This is a genomic window from Roseateles saccharophilus (genome assembly GCF_031458095.1).
In the GTDB taxonomy this organism is placed as follows: domain Bacteria; phylum Pseudomonadota; class Gammaproteobacteria; order Burkholderiales; family Burkholderiaceae_C; genus Pelomonas; species Pelomonas saccharophila_A.
The window spans coordinates 455,852-472,809 of sequence record NZ_JAVDXU010000003.1; the positions used below are offsets into that span (position 1 = coordinate 455,852).

The following is a 16,958-nucleotide window of genomic DNA, read 5'->3' on the forward strand; positions in this document are numbered from 1 at the left end:
CTCCGGCCACGAAGGCCGGATGGGGGGCTCTCATGACCAAAGGCAGAGACGGCCGCCCAGCCCATCATCGGCGCCATGGAAGTCCTCTCAGGCCGGCGCTACGCCGCGCGCCGCTGACCGTCATGCGCACCCTCGTTGTCGCCCCGTCCGGCAGCCCCGCTTGCGCATTGGCACAGCGCCTCATCGATGCGGCAGCGCTGAAGGTGCTGGATCACGCCCACACGGCGACCGAGGCCCTGGCGATGGCGCGGGCCCTGCAGCCCGAGCTGATGCTGCTGGACCCCGGCCTCAAGCCCCTGGGCGCGGCGGAACTGGCCGCATCCCTGCACGATCCCGCGCCCCAGCTCGTCTGGCTTACGCATGAGGTCGTGCGGCGCTGTGTGGCGGCCGAAGGCCCGCAGCGCGTCAACGACGCGCTGAAGCGCCTGCCGCGGCGCCGCCTGGGTGTGGAGGTGCGCCGACTCATCGTGCTGGAGCAGGGACGCTTCACGACGCTGGACGTCGCCGACATCCGCTGGCTGGAGCTGCCCGACGCGCGTCATCCTGCCGTGCTGCTGCATGGCTTCAACGAGAGCCATGTGTTGCACCGGCGCCTGGGCGGTCTGCTGGACGACCTGCCGCCCGGCGGCATGCTGCGCTGCCAGAACCGCGTCGCGGTCGCGCCGCTGCATGTGCTGGAGGCCCTGCCCCACGACAAGAGCCGCGCGACGCTGCTGCTGGACAACGGCACCCGCCTGGCCTGCGGCCCCCAGTTCTGGCCCGCACTGGAGGCCTCCTTGCGGGAACTGGACACGCCGATGGCATCGGCCGACCGGCCGCCTACCCCAAGCCGCTGGAGTGCGCCCTGGCGCCTGGACGGCCCGCCGGGGCCGGACGACGGTGCCGCCAGCTGAAGCCCGGCTGGCAAACCCGCTCAGCTGACCATCAGCGACGTGATGCCGGTCTGACCCGGGTTGTACAGGCGCAGGCGCACGTGATAGCGGCGCCCGGCGAAGAGCTTGTAGGCGATCTGCGCATTGCGATCCTCGCCGCTGTCGTCGTCGGAGGCCAGGAAACGGGCCACGCCGTTGACCTCTTCGAACAGGCCCATCAGGGTGTCGGTGGCACCCGTGGTGGCGATGGTGTATTTGCGGGACTCGGTGGGCTTGAAGAGGTAGTTGACCTGCTGCCCCGCCGCCAGGGACACGGACACCGACTTGAAAGGCTCGAGCGTGGGCGGCTGCGCTGCCAGTGGCGGGTACCACTTCAGCACCCATTCCTTGTCGGCCTTGGACAGCTTGCCCGGCGGCACCAGGCCGTTGACGTCGTACTGCTCGGGCTCGTCGATGAGGCCGGGTTCGAACTCGTACTCCATGATGGAATCGGGATCCCAGGACGAGCCCTGCACCTGGCTGGGGTCGAGCTTCTCGAGGATGTTGCGGAAGGTCGTCGCGCGCGTCCAGCTGTTGGGCGGCTTGCCCAGTGAGGTGTAGACGGCCTCCTCATGCCATTTGATGCCGGCGAAGGGGTTCTGGTGCTCGTGCTCCATGCCCAGCACATGGCCGAGTTCATGCAGGGCCGTGCCGCGACCATAGGGTGTCGTCAGGTCCCAGCCGTAGATGGTGGTGGGCTCATTGGCGGGTATATGCAGCACATCGCGGCCGACGGCGGAGGCCGAGCTGCCGTCGGGCTCGGAATAGCCGATGCGCACCTCGGCCTCGCTCATCTGCGTGACCTCCTGGAACACCAGGCCTATGCCCACGGCCTTCCATTCGGCGAAGGCGGCGCGCACCGCGTCGGCCTGCTTCTTGGACACCGCGAAATGGCCGGTCTTGAAGAAGCAGTAGTGCAGCACCGTGCCGTTCAGCCACTTGCCCTGGGAGTTCAATATGGCACGGGCGCGGCGCGGGTCGTTGGCGACGACGGCCGGCAGGCTGGGCTTGATGCGCGGCGGCGTGCTGCACAGCGGCTTGGGGGTGGGCCTTGCGGCCGGCTTGGACTTGTTTGCCTTTGGCTTGCTTGCCATGGATGCCTCCACCGAGCGTTGCTGCCCATCGCAGCATGCACAGCATGTACCGGACGGCGCCCGGGACCAATAGCTGACTTGAGGATGCCCCCTAGGTCATCAGGCCGGGTCCGCAGCGATGCATTCGATTTCGACACGCGCGCCCAACGCCAGTCCATTGCAGCCCAGGGCGCTGCGCGCCGGCAGCGGTGCCGCGCCGAAGAAGTCGCGATAGACCTCGTTGAAGGCCGGCCAGTCGGCCATGTCGGCCAGCATGACGGTACAGCGCACCAGATGCTGCAGGTCCAGCCCCTGGCCGCGCAGCACCGTGCGGATGTTCTCCAGCGTCTGCCGCGCCTCGGCCTGCAGGCCCCCTTCGACGAGCTTGAGCTGGCCGGGCACATTGCCGAGCTGGCCCGAGAGATAGAGCATGGGGCCGACGCGTACGCCTTCGGGAAAAGGCACGGTAGCGGGTACGACCTGACCGCTGTTGAAACGTTGGATCTTGTTCATCGTGAAGTCATTCCCATCGCCTGTTCGAGAGCGGCGGGCTCATAGACCTGGCCGCCCTTGATGGTGCGGTGGACGCGGCGGATGTCGCTCATGTCCTTGAGCGGGTCGCCATCGACCAGGATCATGTCGGCCAGCTTGCCGGCGGCGATCGTGCCGCGGTCCTTCTCGACGCCCAGCACGCGCGCCGGCACCAGCGTCGCGATGCGCAGCACCTCGGCGTTGGGAATGCCGGCCTGGGCATAGAGCTCCAGCTCGCGGTGCAGGCTGTAGCCGGCGAAACCGTCGCTGCCCGGCATGATCGTCACGCCGCCCTCGTGCAGCTTCTTCAGCATGCGCAGCAGGCCCGGCAGGGCCTGGGCGTAGACGGCCTCCTTGCCCGGCGGCACGGCCACAGCGCCCGACAACTGGCGGCGTTTTACCACCGTCGGAAAGCGCTCCACCACCGGCCGCAGCGCCGGCGCGGCGCGCGCGGGCTCCCCGGAGAACAGGCCTTCCAGCACGACCAGGGTGGGATCGAGGACGGTCTGGTGCTGGCGCAGGAAGGTGACGAAATCCGCGAAGCGCCCGTCGTTGAAATCGAACTGCGCGAGGCGATCGGCCAGCACTGTGTAGCGGTCGCGCGTGCGCGTGTCCTTCACGTCGGGGAAGAAGTTCAGCAGGATGAAGTTCAGGTGCTGGATCTCATCGGCCCCGGCCTCGACGAAGGCGCGCGCATGGGTGAAGGCCGGCACATGGCCGCTGACGCGCAGGCCGCGCTCGTGGGCGCGATCGGCCACGGCCGCGACCAGGGCCGGGCTGAAGGACGAGTAGATCTTGACCTGGGCATAGCCGTGGTCGGCATACCAGTCCACCGCGGCACGGGCCTTGTCGGCCGTGTCGACCCTGACATCGGTGGGGCCGGCCAAGGGCCCGATGCCTTCGATGATGCCGGCGAGCAGCACGCGTGGTCCCAGCTCGGTGCCGGCGTCAAAGCGGTGCACCCGCGCGAGCATGGGCAGGTTGTCGTTGGCCATGTCGCGCGCGCTGGTCACGCCGGCGATGAGGTCGAAGACACCATCGACATTGCTGAAATGCTGGTGCACATCCCACAGCCCCGGCATCAGGAAGCGCCCATTGGCGGCAATCACTTCGGCACCGGCCGGCACCTCGAGGTCAGCATCGGGCTCGACGCGCACGATGCGCTCGCCGCGCACCAGCACGCTCATGCCGGCACGCACGCCCAGGCTGACGGGAGCGAACAACCGCGCGCCACGGATCAGCAGCGCGCCCTGGGGCTTGTGGCTGTGCTGCAGGGCAAGGCGCGCATGCCAGGCCTGGTCGGCGGCCTGCTGGGCACGCTGCAGCTCCGCTAGCGCCGGCAGCAGCGACGCTTGCAGCACCTCGAACCAGTCGTCGATGACGCCGGCGGTATCGCCCTTGTCGTCGAGCCAGACGGGCACCGGCGTGAACTCGATGCCGCTGATGCGATACAGCGTCAGCTTGCGGCCGGATGCGTCGACATCGGCCCCGCCCTCCAGCCGGGCTTCGCCGGCCGGCAGCAGTGGGAGGCGCCGCCCGGGCGCCTTCAGCAGCGCGCGGGCCAGCACGCCCATGAACTCGGGCGGCGGGTTGGCCGGCAGGTAGAAGCCGGCCGCCTTGGTTTCGCCCTGCTCGATGCGGTTCCTCCAGCGCGCCAGGCCCTGGACGTCGCGCCCGAAGCGCTCGCTGAATTCGACCTTCCAGTAGTCGTTGCCCTTGGCTTCGTAGCTGACGGGCAGCCCGCTCGCGTCGAGGCGCCAATGCGCCTGGATGACATCGCCGCGGCCGCGGTCGTTGAAGCGGTAGTCGGCCGCCGTGACACCGGGCTCGGGCTGGGACAGCGTCTGCGCGCCGGCCGCATTGCCATGGATCTGGACCTGGTCCTCGCGCGCCTGCGCGGCACCCGCCAGCAGGGTCAGGATGAGCAACAGCCGTTTCATTGCCAGGCCTCCTGCATCAGGCGGTGGAAGTTGCCGCCCAGGATCTTGGCGATGCGCGTCGCCGGGTGGCCGCGCGCAGCCAGCAGCTCGGCCAGCTCGATGAACTGCATCGGCCCGCAGAGGTCGGGCAGGAAGAGACTCACGTCCGGCGTCTCGCCCGGCGCCCCTATGCCCAGGCTGCGGCGCAGCTCGGTCTCGGCGGCCAGCATGGCGCGATAGGCGTCCATGTCGTCGATGGCCGTCGTGCCGCCGTCGGTCCCGAGGCCGACATGGTCTTCACCGCAGACATCGATGGCGTGCTCCAGGTGGTTGACGAGGTCGGACGCCATGGGCTGGCCGGCCAGGCGCAGATAGGGCATGAAGTACAGGCCGACGACGCCGCCCCGCTCGGCCAGCAGGCGCAACTCGGCATCGCTCTTGTTGCGCGGATGGTCGGCCACGGCGCGGCAGCCGGTATGGGTGATGGCCAGCGGCCGGCGCGCGACGCGCAGCGCGTCCAGGCAGGTCTGCTCGCTGCTGTGGCTGAGGTCCACCAGCACGCCCTCATGCTGCAGCCGCTCGACGATCTCGGCGCCGAAGCCGCTCAGGCCGGTGTCGTCCGCCACCGTCGCGCCGCAGCCGACGGCGTTGCGGCCGTTGTAGGTCAGCTGGATGACGCGCACGCCGAGATTCGCGAACAGCGTGACGCGGTCGCTGCTCGTGCCCAGCATCTCGGTGTTCTGGAAGCCGTAGATGACGCCGATCTGGCGCGCCGCACGCGCGGCGTCGATGTCGGCGGCGGTATGGACCTTGCGCAGCGCCGTGGGATGGGTGCGGATGAAGGCGTCCCAGCCGGCGATGTCGGCCACCGTCGCCTCGAAGGGCTCGGCACTGCCGGCCACATGGCCCAGGGTGATGTTGACGGCCGTGAGGCCGGCAGCGCGGGCATCGTCCAGCGAGCGGCCGTCGACGTTCTGGCCCGTGCTGGTATAGGCCATGGCGCTGCGGTCACCGGCGCTGGGCTGGATGCGGATATTGGGGTTGTCGAGGACGCCCAGGGCGTTGATGACGAGGTTCATGGGGACGGCTTCTTGATCTGGAGCAGGGGCAGCAGCAGCAGGCAGCTCAGGCCGACCAGGGCATCCAGGCCCAGCGTGGCGGCATAACCCCAATGCTGGACGGCATGACCCTGCCAGACGACGCTGTAGGTGATGGAGAGATTGGTCAACGCCATATAGGCTGCGAATTGCGTGGCCGCGACGGCCGGCTGGGTGATGCCGATGAAGACGGCCACGCGGGCGCCGTAGATGAAGCCGAACAGCAGTTGGTAGACGACGACGGCCGCCATGAAGGCCGTGACCAGGGCCGCTGGCGCGGCCTGGCCCGGCGCCCAGCCCTGGCGCTGCAGTTCCCACATCAGATACAGGCCCGGCAGGCTCAGCAGTGCCACATAGCTGGCCAGGGCGCGGCGCAGGTTGATGCGGTCGGACAGCCAGCCGCCCGCGATGCAGGTGAGGGCCGTGGCCGCCTGCGAGGCCGTGGCCAGCCAGCCGATCTGCTCGTTGGACAGGCCCAGGTCGACGGCCAGGTTGGACTGCAGCCCACGCGCCAGGGCCATGGCCGAGATGGGCAGGATGGCGAACAGCAGGCCGACCACGGCCAGGCGCGATCCGAGCAGGGCCTGCAGGGCCTGGCGCAGGAAGACGAGGACTTCATGGCCCGCCGCAGCCAGTTCGGCCGAAGGCCCGGCCGATGGGGCCTGCTCGCGCATGGGCCACACGACGCCGCCCATGACGGCCGCGATGATCGCGGCCAGCACGACGATGCCGGCGTCGAACCCGATCCGGCCGACCAGCAGCAGCGCGCCACCGCCACCCATCAGCACGCCCAGGGACTGGCCGGCGAACATCATGCCGCTGGCGAAGGCGCGTTCGTCCTCGTGCAGTGTCGTCACCGCCAGCGCGTCGACGGCCACGTCCTGCACGGCGCCACAAAGGTTGTGCACGATCAGCAGGGCCGTGAAGAAACCGAGCTGGGTGGCGAGGTCCAGGCCCGCCAGCGGCAGCAGGGTCACGATCATCAGGCCCTGGGCGCCGAGGATCCAGCCGCGCCGCGGACCCAGGCGCCTGGAGGCGATCAGGTCGATGAAGGGGCCATAGGCCCATTTGAAGGCCCAGGGCAGCAGCACCAGGCCGAGGAAGCCGCCGATCTCGGCCGTCCCCACGCCCTGGCGGCGCAGCTGGGTGGCGACCGTCGTCATCGCGAAGCCTATGGGCAGGCCCTCGGTCAGGTACATCAGGAAGAAGGCGGCAATGCGCCCCTTGCGGGATGCCAGCAGATTCGGCAGTCGCATCGCCTCAGCCTCCTTCGCGTTGTCGCCGGACGATTCTAGAATATTGTTCTAATGAGCAAGCCCCGTGGTTCCACCAGCCGCCTCGACAAGCTCCTCGAGCTCGCGTCGCCGGGCGAACGCGGCGCCAGCCGGCGCGCCGTGCTGGCCCACGCCCTGCCCTGCTTCAATGCCCGCGGCATCGAGGCTGCCACCATCGAGGAGCTGCGCCAGCGCAGCGGCCAGAGCGTGGGCACGATCTACCACCACTTCGGCAACAAGGAGGGGGTGGCGGCGGCCCTGTTCTTCGCCGGCTTCGACGACCAGAGCCGCGCGATTGCCGAGCGCACGCTCGCAGCCCCCGACGCCCATGCCGTCGTCGTCGAACTGGTGGCCGCCTATGTGGGCTGGGTGACGGCCCTGCCCGAACTGGCCGCCTATCTCTTCATGGCGCGCGAGACCATCGCCCAGGGGCTGCATGGCGAGGCCTTGCGCGAGCGGCTCGAGGCGCGCTACGGCCCCATCGACTCGCGCCTGGCCGAAGGCGTGCGCACCGGCCTTATCACCGAGCTGCCCTCCGAGCTGATCCCGGCCCTCGTGCTGGGCGGCGCGGAGTCCTATTGCCGCGCCTGGCTGGCCGGGCGGCGCCGGGCCAGACCCACGGCCTATGCCGGGCTGCTGGCCGAGGCGGCCTGGCGCGGCATCGCGGCCTGAGCCTTCAGGAGGCCGGGGCCGGCGGCCTGGGGGCGTCGTCGGCGACCGGGAAGCCCGCCGCCCTGACGGCGGCATCGATGTCTTCCCTGAGCTTGCGCGCCGCCGCCAGGTCGCGCCGAGCGGCTTCCGCGTTGCCCAGGCGCTGCTGGGCCAGTCCGCGGCCGTAGTGCGAGAAGGCCAGGGGCTTGATCTCCAGGGCGGCGTCGAAGGCCTTGAGGGCGGCGGCCGCGTCGTTCAGGCGCAGCTGGGTCCAGCCCAGGCTGTCACGGAAGGCGGCCTCGCCGCGGTCGCGGCTGACGGCCTCCTTGCAGTCGTCCAGGGCCAGCTTCAGGTCGAGATTCAGGCGGGCGCGCAGCCAGCAGCGGCTGTTGAGGACCTGGGCCATGTGCGCGTCGCTGCGATGCGTGGGCACCCACAGGGCCCATTGGCGCAGCGCGTCGGTGGGAAGTTCCAGCTGCACATAGGTCTCGGCCATGCCCTGCCGCAGATGCGAGGACGGCGGCAGGGCCGTGTCCAGCACCAGCAGGTCCACGAGGGCGCCGGTGCGGTCGCCCGCGGCCATGCGCACCGAGGCGCGGATGGCCAGCGCTTCATGCAGGCCGGGCTGCAGGCGCAGGGCCTCGTCGAGGTCCTGCCGCGCCTTGCCAAACTGCTTCATCGCCGCGTGCACCCGCGCCCTGGCAAAGAAGTTGGTGCCGGACTGGGGCGCCAGCTCGCAGGCCCGGTTCAGGTCGGCCAGGGCCTGGGCCAGTTCGCCGCGCGCCGCCGACGCCTCGCCGCGCCGGGCCAGGGACTCGGCGTCGTCGGGAGCGATGTCCTCGGGCCGCGCCGCATAGCGCTGGTCGTACTGGCCGGGCGCGCTGCGCGCGAACACCGGCCCGCCGTTCCAGGTGGCATAGAGCTTGCGCTGCAGGCGCGAGACATAGATGCGGTGGGACAGGAAGTAGTCCAGGCCGATCAGCATGTCCTCGTCGTCGACGCCGGCGTCATCCACGCCCAGTTCGTTGTTGCCGATCTTCTCGCCGCCCAGTTCGAAAGAAGCGATCACGCCGGTCCAGGAACGCACGCGACCCACGCCGGCGCCACCGACACGGCCGACTTCGACCAGATCCTTCTCCTTCACACCGGCACGCTTGGCCGCGCGCAGCTTCAGCGAGGTGCGCGGCGCGCCGGTGTCCAGAAGCGCCCGCACCTCCAGGTCGTTGATGCGGGGCCTGACGCGGATGGCCGTGTCCTGGCCATGCGAACCAAAGTCCATAGCCGCTTCGATGACGGGCGCGTCGCCCGCCCAGTAGGCAAAGTTGGTCTTGTCGCAGTCGCCCTTGGGGAACATCAGGCGCACGACGCCATGGGCCAGGTCGTATTCAGCGTCGGCCATGGACAGGAAGTTGCGCCCCAGGATGCCCTGGATGCCCGAGCCCAGCTCGTTGCCGCCGACGATGAACTCGACATTGCTGAGTTCGGTGCGCTGGAAGATCACCTTCTCGACGCGCGCCACCCGGGCCTCGATGGCGCCGGTATAGCCATAGATGCGCATGCCGTCGGGCAGGCTCTTCAGCCTCAGATTGAGCTGGGCCGCCACCGAGGGGGTCAGGAAGCTGTAGAAGGCACCGCTGTCGATCAGCATGGACACCTCGGTGCCATTCAGGTTCAGCGTGCCGACGGGGCGCTGGTTGACGATGCGGACCGCGATCTCCAGCTTGCTGAGCTTGCATTGCGCCCAGGCCGGCGGCGCCGCGGACAGCGCGGCGGCTACCAAGGCCAGCGTGGCCAACGCACGACTTGTTGTCTTCATCGGTTCTCCCTGGCTTCTTGTCTTGGCATGCACTCCGGCACGCGGCGGCACTCTAAGCCAGCCCGGCAGGACGAGAACCGCGGACTCCCCCGAATGCCGGGGTGGCCCGCCGCCTGGCCAGGGCGCAACGCTCGGCACCGGGATCGGCCGGGGTAAACCATGTGATGAAAATGAACCGCATAAGATATCTTTATTGAACCGCTGTTTCATTTTCTATCCGTGAACACCTTTTCCTCGGCGGCCTCCCGGCCGGTGTCCATTGCCGCCCTGGGCGAATGCATGCTGGAGCTGCAGGGCCAGGCCTTCGGCGCCCTGCGTCAGAGCTTTGGCGGCGACACGCTGAACACTGCCGTCTACCTGTCCCGCTGCGGCGGCCCGGGCCTGCGCGTGCACTACGCGACCGCCCTGGGTGACGACTCCCTGAGCACCGGCCTGCTGGAGCGCTGGGCCGCCGAAGGGCTGCAGACCGGCCTGGTGCAGCGCCTGGCCGGGCGGCTGCCTGGCCTGTATCTGATCGAGCTCGACGAGGGCGGCGAGCGGCGCTTTCACTACTGGCGCGGCCAGGCGGCGGCCCGGTCCTACTTCGACGGCGCAGCGACGGCGCTGGAGGAACAGGCCGATGCGCTGGATGCGCTCTACCTGTCGGGCATCAGCCTGGCCATCCTGCCGCCGGCCGGCCGCGAGCGCGCGCTGGCGCTGATGACGCGCATGCGCGCCGCCGGCAAGCTGGTCGCCTTCGACAACAACTACCGCCCGCGGCTGTGGGACTCGGTGGCCGATGCACGCTACTGGTACCAACGCGCCTTCGCCGCCGCCACCGTCGCCCTCATCACGGCCGACGACCACCAGGCCCTGCAGGGCCTGAGCGATCTGGATGCTGCCGTGACCGCGGCCCAGGCCCTGCCGGTGGCCGAGATCGCCATCAAGCGCGGCGCCCTGCCCGCCCGCGTCGGCCTCAACCATGTCTGGCAGGACGTGCTGACCGAGACCGTGGCCCGCGTCGTCGACACGACGGCGGCCGGCGACTCCTTCGCCGCCGGCTATCTGAGCCAGCGCCTGCATGGCGCGGGACCGGCCGAAAGCGCCGCCTTCGGCAACCGGCTGGCGGCCCGCGTCATCCAGCACCCCGGCGCGCTGATCCCGCGCGAGGCCATGCAAGACCTGATGGGAAGTTGATGCGAATCGTCCTGACCCTGGCCCTCGCGGCCGGGCTCTGCCATGCGCAGAGCAGCACCGCCCCCCTGCATCCCGCCACCTATGTCCACGCCGGCTGGGCGCAGACCACCGGCGGCCAGGGCGGCAAGGTCCTGCGCGTGACCACGCTGGCCAGCGACGGCCCGGGCAGCCTGAAGGCGGCCCTGGACACGCCGGGCCCGCGCATCGTCGTCTTCGAGGTGGGCGGCGTCATCGACCTGGGCGGCAAGAGCTGGAAGCTGCGCGAAGGCAGGATCACCATCGCCGGCCAGACCGCGCCCGACCCCGGCATCACCCTGGTCAAGGGCGAGCTGGAAGTGTTTGCCAAGGACGTCATCCTGCAGCACATCAGCATCCGCCCCGGCGCCTACGGGCGGGCCAAGCGCAGCGGCAACGACCACGACGGTTTCTCGACCGCCGACGGCGCCGAGCGTGTCATCGTCGACCACTGCTCCTTCTCCTGGGCCACGGACGAGAACCTCTCCGTCGGTGGCCGGCGCTTCGAGGGCGCCACGCCCGACGACTGGCGCGCCCACACCTCCCACGCCATCACCTACAGCCACAACCTCATCTACGAGGGGCTGAATGAAGCCGTGCACATCAAGGGCGAGCACAGCAAGGGCTCGCTGATCCACGACAACGCCACGCAGATCCTGCTGCTGGGCAATGTCTACGCCTCCAACCGCGAGCGCAATGCGCTGTTCAAGGGCGGGGTCTGGGGCGCCATGGTCAACAACCTGATCTACAACCCCGGCTGGCGTGCCGTGCACTACAACCTCATCGCCCACGAATGGGTGGGCCGGCCCTACCAAGTCGGCAAGGTCACGCTGGCCGGCAACGTCTACCGTGCCGGCCCCGGCACCGAGCGCAACCTGCCTCTGTTCACGCTGGGCGGCGTCGGCGATGTGCAGCTCTACGAGCAGGACAACCTGGCCGTCGATCGCCAGGGCCAGCCGCTGCCGATGACGGGCCGCTACACGACGAGTGCCGAGATCATTCCGGTGCGTCAGCCCTATCTGCCGGCGGGCCTGAACTGGCTGCCGCCGCGCGAACTGGAGAAGCTGCTGCCCCTTTACGTCGGCTCGCGGCCCTGGGCGCGCGACCCGCTGGACTTCAAGCAGCTGTCCGACATCGCCGAGGACCGCGGCCAGCTCATCGACGACGAGACCCAGAACAATCCCGCGGGCCTGCCCCAGCGCAAGCCGACGCAGCGCGCCTTCGTCGAAGCGGACTGGAACCTCGCCGACATGAGCCCGAAGGCGGGCTGGCAATCGCTGTTCACGCAGGTCTCGAAGTGAGCCTGGACCGCCGCGGCTTGCTTGCGCTGTTGGCGGTTCCACCGACCTGGGGAGCGGTCGACTGCAGCGATGCGCCGGGCCAGCCCTATCTGCCGCCTTGCCAGCCTTGGCCCCAGGGCATCGAAGGCCAGCGCAAGGCCGACATGGCCGATGGCCGCTATCTCAATCCCGTGCTGGCCGGCGACCGCCCCGATCCCTCGGTGCTGAAGGACGGCGATGACTACTACCTGACCCACAGCAGTTTCGAGGCCGTGCCGGGCCTGTTGATCTGGCATTCGCGCGACCTCGTCAACTGGCAGCCCGTCACCAACGCCCTGCATGAAGCCGTGGGCAGCGTCTGGGCGCCCGACCTGTGCAAGCACGGCGGCCGCTACTACCTCTATCTGCCGGTCAAGGCCCAGCCCAACGACATCCTCGTCAGTTGGGCCGACCGCATCGAAGGGCCCTGGTCCAGGCCGGTGGCGCTGGGCCTGCCCAGGCATATCGACCCCACCCATGTCGCCGACGAGAAGGGGCAGCGCTGGCTCTTCCTCAGCGGCGGCGACCGCGTGCGCTTGAGCGACGACGGCTTGAAGCTCGCCGGCCCCATCGAGCATGTCTACGACCCCTGGCGCTATCCCGAGGACTGGGACGTCGAGAGCTTCTCGCCCGAGGGCCCCAAGATACTGCGCCACGGTGGCTGGTGGCATATGTTGCTGGCCGTCGGCGGCACGGCCGGGCCGCCGACCGGCCACATGGTCATCGCCGCGCGCAGCCGCACGCTGGATGGCCCCTGGGAACAGGCGCCGCACAACCCGCTGATGCGCACCCGCTCACCGCGCGAACGTTGGTGGTCGCGCGGGCATGGCAGCCTGGTGCAAGGGCCGGCGGGCGACTGGTGGATGCTCTATCACGGCTACGAGAACAGCTTTCACACTCTGGGCCGGCAGATGCTGCTGGCGCCGGCGCGCTTCAGCGCCGACGGCTGGTTCCACGTCGATGCCGACGATGGCGTTCCCCTGCCCAAGCCTCAAGGTGGGCAGGCCTTGCCGCATGGGCTGCCACTGTCCGACGACTTTGCCGGCAACGCGCTGCAAGCCCATTGGCAATTTCTCAGCGGCACTGGCCAGGCCTCGCGTGCCCGCGTGGCGGACGGCAAGCTGCATCTGCGCGCCGCCGGCAGCAAAGGCCCCGGCGACAGCCCGCCGCTGGGCTTCATCCAAGGCGACCCGGCTTTCGAGGTCGAGTTCGACCTGGACTTCGACGAAGGCGTGCAGGCCGGCGTCGTGATGTTCTACAGCCCACGCCTGTATGCCGGCATGGGTGCCAACGCGAAAAACTTCCAGCTGCACCGCTACGGCCAGGACATCCGCGCCATCCCCAAGCCCAGCAGCATCGCAAGGCACATGCAGCTGAAGCTGCGCTGCGTGCGCCATGTGCTGACCTTGTTCAGCCGCGCCGATGCCAGCCAGCCCTGGAGCAAGTTCCCGGTGCAGATGGACGTGAGCGGCTACCACCACAACACCGCGGGCGGCTTCGCCAGCCTGCGGCCGGCCATCTACGCCGCCGGCAACGGCGAAGCGCGCTTGTCCAAGCTGCGTTATCGCGCCCTCGACTAGGAGACACCGATGAAGAAGACCCTCACCCTGCTCGCCGCGCTGGCCTGCACCGGCGCCTGGGCGCTGGAACTGAAATCCGCCGACGTGCACAACAGCGACGACTACCCGACCGTCGTCGCCGTCAAGCACCTGGGCCAGCTGCTGGCCAAGAGCAGTGGCGGCGCGCTGACGGTCAAGGTCTTCAACAAGGGCGCCCTGGGCAGCGAGAAGGAAACCATCGACCAGGTCAAGCTCGGCGCGCTGGCGATGACGCGCGTCAACCTCGCGCCGCTGACGGCCATGTGCCCCAAAACCCTGGTGCCCTCCCTGCCCTTCCTGTTCCGCGACACCGCCCATATGCGCAAGGCCTTCGACGGCCCGGCGGGCGAGGAGATCCTCAAGGCCTGCGAGCACCAGGGCATGGTGGGCCTGGCCCTGTACGACTCCGGCGCGCGCTCGGTCTATGCGCGCAAGCCCATCAAGACCCTGGCGGACATGAAGGGGCTCAAGATCCGCGTGCAGCAGACCGACCTCTGGGTGGCCGCCATGACGGCCCTGGGCGCCAACCCCTCGCCCATGCCCATCGGCGAGGTCTACACGGGGCTCAAGACCGGCCTCATCGACGCGGCCGAGAACAATGTGCCGAGCTACGAGGGCTTCCGCCATTTCGAGGCGGCCAAGTTCTACAGCCGCACCGAGCACTCGATGACGCCCGAGGGGCTGTTCATCAGCAAGCGCATCTGGGACAAGCTGACACCCGACCAGCGCAAGCAGTTGCGCGAAGCCGCCAAGGCCTCGGTCGCCGTCGAGCGCGAACGCTGGGATGCGCAGGAGGCCAAGGCCCTGGCCGCCGTGAAGGCCGCCGGCAGCGAGATCGTCGAACCCGACCGCGAGGCCTTCCGCAAGGCCGTGCAGCCGGTCATCGCCAGGTTCGTCAGCACGCCCGAACTGCAGGCGCTGGTCAAGATGATCAACGACATCAAATGAGCGCATACACCAAGCTCTGCGCGGCGCTGTCGCGCTGGTCGCTGCGCGCGGCCGTGCTCGGCCTCGTCGTCCTCGTCGTCTGCGTGCAGTGGCAGGTCGTGGGCCGCTATCTGCTCAACGACTCGCCGACCTGGACGGAGCCCTTCGCCCTGCTGCTGGTGCTCTACATCACGGCGCTGGCCGTGGCGGTGGGCGTGCGCGACGCCGGCCACCTCGGCATGGAGTCCCTGGTGGTGCTGCTGCCCAAGGCCGCGCAGCGCGTGGCCGAAGCCCTGATCCACGTCTGCGTCATCGCCTTCGCCGTGCTGATGGCCGTGGCCGGCTGGGAATGGCTGACGCTGAAATGGGACGAGCCCAAGCCCATGCTGGGCGTGCCCGAGGGCATGGACTTCCTGCCCCTGGTCATCTCCGGCGTCCTCATCATGCTGTTCTGCATCGAGCACCTGATCGCGCTGTGGCGTGGCCAGAGCGTCGAAGAAGCGGGGGTCTGAGGTGGAAGGACTCGAACTCTGGATCATGTGCGGCAGCTTCGTGCTGCTGCTGCTGCTGGGCGTGCCGGTGGCCTTTGCCATCGGCCTGTCCTCCGTCGCCACGGCCTTCGCGGCCGACCTGCCCATGGCCATTGTCTTCCAGAAGATGGTGGGCGGCATGCAGGTCTTCTCCTTCCTGGCCATTCCCTTCTTCATCTTCGCCGGCGAGCTGATGCTGCATGGCGGCATCGCCGAGCGCATCGTCAACTTCGCCAACCGGCTGGTGGGCCATGTGCGCGGCGGCCTGGGAATGAGCAATGTGCTGGGCTGCACGCTGTTCGGCGGCGTGGCCGGCTCGCCGCTGGCGGACGTGTCGGCCATGGGCTCGGTGATGATCCCGCTGATGAAGCGTGAGGGCTATGACGCCGACTACGCGGTCAATGTGACGACGCATGCGGCCCTGGTCGGCGCGCTGATGCCGACCTCGCACAACCTCATCATCTATGTGCTGGCCACGGCCGGCATCGCGGCGGTCAGCGTCTTCAACCTCATCCTGGCCTGCCTGATCCCGGCGGTGCTGCTGACGCTGTCCAATCTCGTCGCGGCCTACGGCGTGGCGCGCAAGCGCGGCTATCCCACGCATGGCGCCTTCCCCGGCTGGCCCGCCGTCTTCGCGGCCTTCATGGCGGCGCTGCCGGGGCTGTTCGTCATCGTCATCATCCTGGGCGGCATCCTCAGCGGTGTGTTCACGGCCACCGAGTCGGCCGCCACGGCCGTCTGCTGGGCCCTGATCGTCACCGGCATCGTCTACCGCTCGCTGTCCTGGCGCGGCTTCCTGGAGGCCTGCGCCAAGGCCTGCAAGACCACCGGCGTCGTGCTGCTGCTGATCGGCATCTCGGCCGCCTTCGGCTACTTCATGGCCCTGTACGAGGTGCCGCAGAAGACCGGCGTATGGCTGGAACAGATGAGCGGCAACCAGGCCTGGCTGATCTTCCTGTGGGTCAATGTGCTGCTGTTCGTGCTCGGCACCTTCCTGGACATGGCGGCCACCATCCTGATCTGCACGCCCATCTTCCTGCCCATCTGCATGAAGGCCGGCATGGACCCGACCCAGTTCGGCGTCGTCATGCTGCTGAACTGCGCCCTGGGCCTGAACACGCCACCGGTGGGCAGCACCCAGTTCGTCGGCTGCGCCATCGGCGGCGTCAGCGTCGGCCAGGTGATGCGCTCCATCGCGCCCTTCTACGGCGCCCTGCTCGTGACGCTGCTGGCGGCCACCTACGTCCCGGCGCTGTCGATGGCGCTGCCGAAATGGGTGGGTGGCTAGAGGCCCGGATAGCGGGCCAGCACCTGGCCCCATTCGGCTTGGTGGCGGGCCCGCTGGAGGCCTTGGTTGAGCCTTGCCAGCAAGTCGGGCCTGGCCTCCAGCACCCGCTTGGACACCAGCAGGTGCACGGGGCTGACGGCCAGCTCCAGCACCACCTCCAGGGCCTGGCCGGGTTCGCGCGCGGCCCGCAGCAGCAGGGTCGCCGGATCGTCGATGACGTAGTCCACCCGGTGGCCGCGCAGGGCCGACAAGGTCAGGTCGTTGGCATACAGCGGCTGCAGCAGGCGCTGCAGTTCCGGGTCCTCGAGTTCGCGCCGCACCGCCACCGGAAAAGCCACGCCGCGGATGAAGCCGATCTTGACCGGCCGCCCCTTCAGCTCTGCCAAGCGATGCAAGGGCGCCGTACCCGCCAGCCCCAACAGGGCCACCCGTTCGTTCCGATAGGGCTGCGTGAACTCGGCAAAGCTCAGGCGTTCCGGGGTCGGGGTCGCCGACGGGATGAGGTCCAGCTCACCCTGGGCCGCGTCCGCCATCTGCCGCGCCCAGGGCCGGCGCAGCCATTGCAGGCGCTCGCCCGCGGCCACCGCCAGCAGTTCCAGCAATTCCACGTCCAGGCCCTGGGGGCTGCCGCTGGGGCCGGGGCGCTGGAAAGGCGGGTAGTCGCTCCAGCCTATGCGCAGCGGCAGCTTGCCGTCGTCACCCCAGGCCCAGGCACCGGCCAAGGCCAGGGGCAGCAAGCAGGCATCACGGCGGCGCAGCATTTTACTCGCGATTTTTCAGGGTGGCGCCTCCCGACTCTGGCACAGCGCCAGGGCCTTGGGGCTCCAGTCAGA

General features: G+C 69.2%; 15 protein-coding genes. 8 read left to right on the forward strand and 7 right to left on the reverse strand.

Annotated elements, in window-relative coordinates:
* Positions 1–122: 122 nt before the first annotated feature.
* On the forward strand, positions 123–893 hold the full coding sequence (locus tag J2X20_RS21110) for a response regulator transcription factor (protein ID WP_310269013.1): 771 nt from the start codon (positions 123–125) through the stop codon (positions 891–893).
* Positions 894–913: 20 nt separating this feature from the next.
* Here the strand turns inward: J2X20_RS21110 and J2X20_RS21115 are convergent, their stop codons facing one another.
* The 5 genes from J2X20_RS21115 to J2X20_RS21135 all read right to left on the reverse strand — a co-directional run bounded on the left by J2X20_RS21115 (position 914) and on the right by J2X20_RS21135 (position 6,787).
* Positions 914–2,005 carry a zinc metalloprotease gene (locus J2X20_RS21115; RefSeq protein ID WP_310269014.1) on the reverse strand — a complete coding sequence of 364 codons (1,092 nt, stop codon included), beginning with the start codon at positions 2,003–2,005 and terminating at the stop codon, positions 914–916.
* Between the two features lie 99 nt (positions 2,006–2,104).
* Positions 2,105–2,497, reverse strand: a complete 393-nt coding sequence (locus J2X20_RS21120) for a RidA family protein (protein ID WP_310269017.1) — start codon at positions 2,495–2,497, stop codon at positions 2,105–2,107.
* The gene (locus tag J2X20_RS21125; RefSeq protein ID WP_310269019.1) at positions 2,494–4,455 is read right to left on the reverse strand and encodes an amidohydrolase family protein; all 1,962 of its coding nucleotides are present in this window, start codon (positions 4,453–4,455) and stop codon (positions 2,494–2,496) included. Before J2X20_RS21125 ends, J2X20_RS21120 begins: the two co-directional genes overlap by 4 nt.
* Complete coding sequence (locus tag J2X20_RS21130) at positions 4,452–5,513, reverse strand: dipeptidase (protein ID WP_310269021.1); 1,062 nt, start codon at positions 5,511–5,513, stop codon at positions 4,452–4,454. Before J2X20_RS21130 ends, J2X20_RS21125 begins: the two co-directional genes overlap by 4 nt.
* Positions 5,510–6,787, reverse strand: coding sequence for an MFS transporter (locus J2X20_RS21135; RefSeq protein WP_310269025.1), 1,278 nt, complete (start codon positions 6,785–6,787; stop codon positions 5,510–5,512). Before J2X20_RS21135 ends, J2X20_RS21130 begins: the two co-directional genes overlap by 4 nt.
* Positions 6,788–6,838: 51 nt before the next feature.
* Between J2X20_RS21135 and J2X20_RS21140 the strand changes: the two genes are divergently transcribed.
* Positions 6,839–7,477: a TetR/AcrR family transcriptional regulator gene (locus tag J2X20_RS21140; RefSeq protein WP_310269028.1), complete on the forward strand. Its 639-nt coding sequence runs from the start codon at positions 6,839–6,841 to the stop codon at positions 7,475–7,477.
* Between the two features lie 4 nt (positions 7,478–7,481).
* Here the strand turns inward: J2X20_RS21140 and J2X20_RS21145 are convergent, their stop codons facing one another.
* Positions 7,482–9,272, reverse strand: coding sequence for an aspartyl protease family protein (locus J2X20_RS21145; protein ID WP_310269031.1), 1,791 nt, complete (start codon positions 9,270–9,272; stop codon positions 7,482–7,484).
* A gap of 219 nt (positions 9,273–9,491) precedes the next feature.
* Between J2X20_RS21145 and J2X20_RS21150 the strand changes: the two genes are divergently transcribed.
* The 6 genes from J2X20_RS21150 to J2X20_RS21175 are packed head-to-tail and all read left to right on the forward strand — an operon-like array spanning position 9,492 to position 16,125.
* Positions 9,492–10,448 (forward strand): sugar kinase, encoded by a 957-nt coding sequence (locus tag J2X20_RS21150; protein ID WP_310269034.1) that lies wholly within the window; start codon positions 9,492–9,494, stop codon positions 10,446–10,448.
* Complete coding sequence (locus J2X20_RS21155) at positions 10,448–11,764, forward strand: pectate lyase family protein (protein WP_310269037.1); 1,317 nt, start codon at positions 10,448–10,450, stop codon at positions 11,762–11,764. The genes J2X20_RS21150 and J2X20_RS21155 overlap by 1 nt, the downstream gene beginning before the upstream one ends.
* Positions 11,761–13,362 (forward strand): family 43 glycosylhydrolase, encoded by a 1,602-nt coding sequence (locus J2X20_RS21160; RefSeq protein ID WP_310269041.1) that lies wholly within the window; start codon positions 11,761–11,763, stop codon positions 13,360–13,362. Before J2X20_RS21155 ends, J2X20_RS21160 begins: the two co-directional genes overlap by 4 nt.
* A gap of 9 nt (positions 13,363–13,371) precedes the next feature.
* Entirely contained in the window at positions 13,372–14,328 is a 957-nt protein-coding gene (locus J2X20_RS21165; RefSeq protein WP_310269043.1) for a TRAP transporter substrate-binding protein, read from the forward strand.
* Positions 14,325–14,819 carry a TRAP transporter small permease gene (locus tag J2X20_RS21170; RefSeq protein WP_310269046.1) on the forward strand — a complete coding sequence of 165 codons (495 nt, stop codon included), beginning with the start codon at positions 14,325–14,327 and terminating at the stop codon, positions 14,817–14,819. The genes J2X20_RS21165 and J2X20_RS21170 overlap by 4 nt, the downstream gene beginning before the upstream one ends.
* A gap of 25 nt (positions 14,820–14,844) precedes the next feature.
* Positions 14,845–16,125 carry a TRAP transporter large permease gene (locus J2X20_RS21175; RefSeq protein ID WP_310269996.1) on the forward strand — a complete coding sequence of 427 codons (1,281 nt, stop codon included), beginning with the start codon at positions 14,845–14,847 and terminating at the stop codon, positions 16,123–16,125.
* On the opposite strand, the gene J2X20_RS21180 is transcribed toward J2X20_RS21175, so the two are convergent.
* Positions 16,122–16,886, reverse strand: coding sequence for a substrate-binding periplasmic protein (locus J2X20_RS21180; protein WP_310269049.1), 765 nt, complete (start codon positions 16,884–16,886; stop codon positions 16,122–16,124). The two genes, J2X20_RS21175 and J2X20_RS21180, sit on opposite strands and share 4 nt — an antisense overlap.
* Positions 16,887–16,958: the final 72 nt, after the last annotated feature.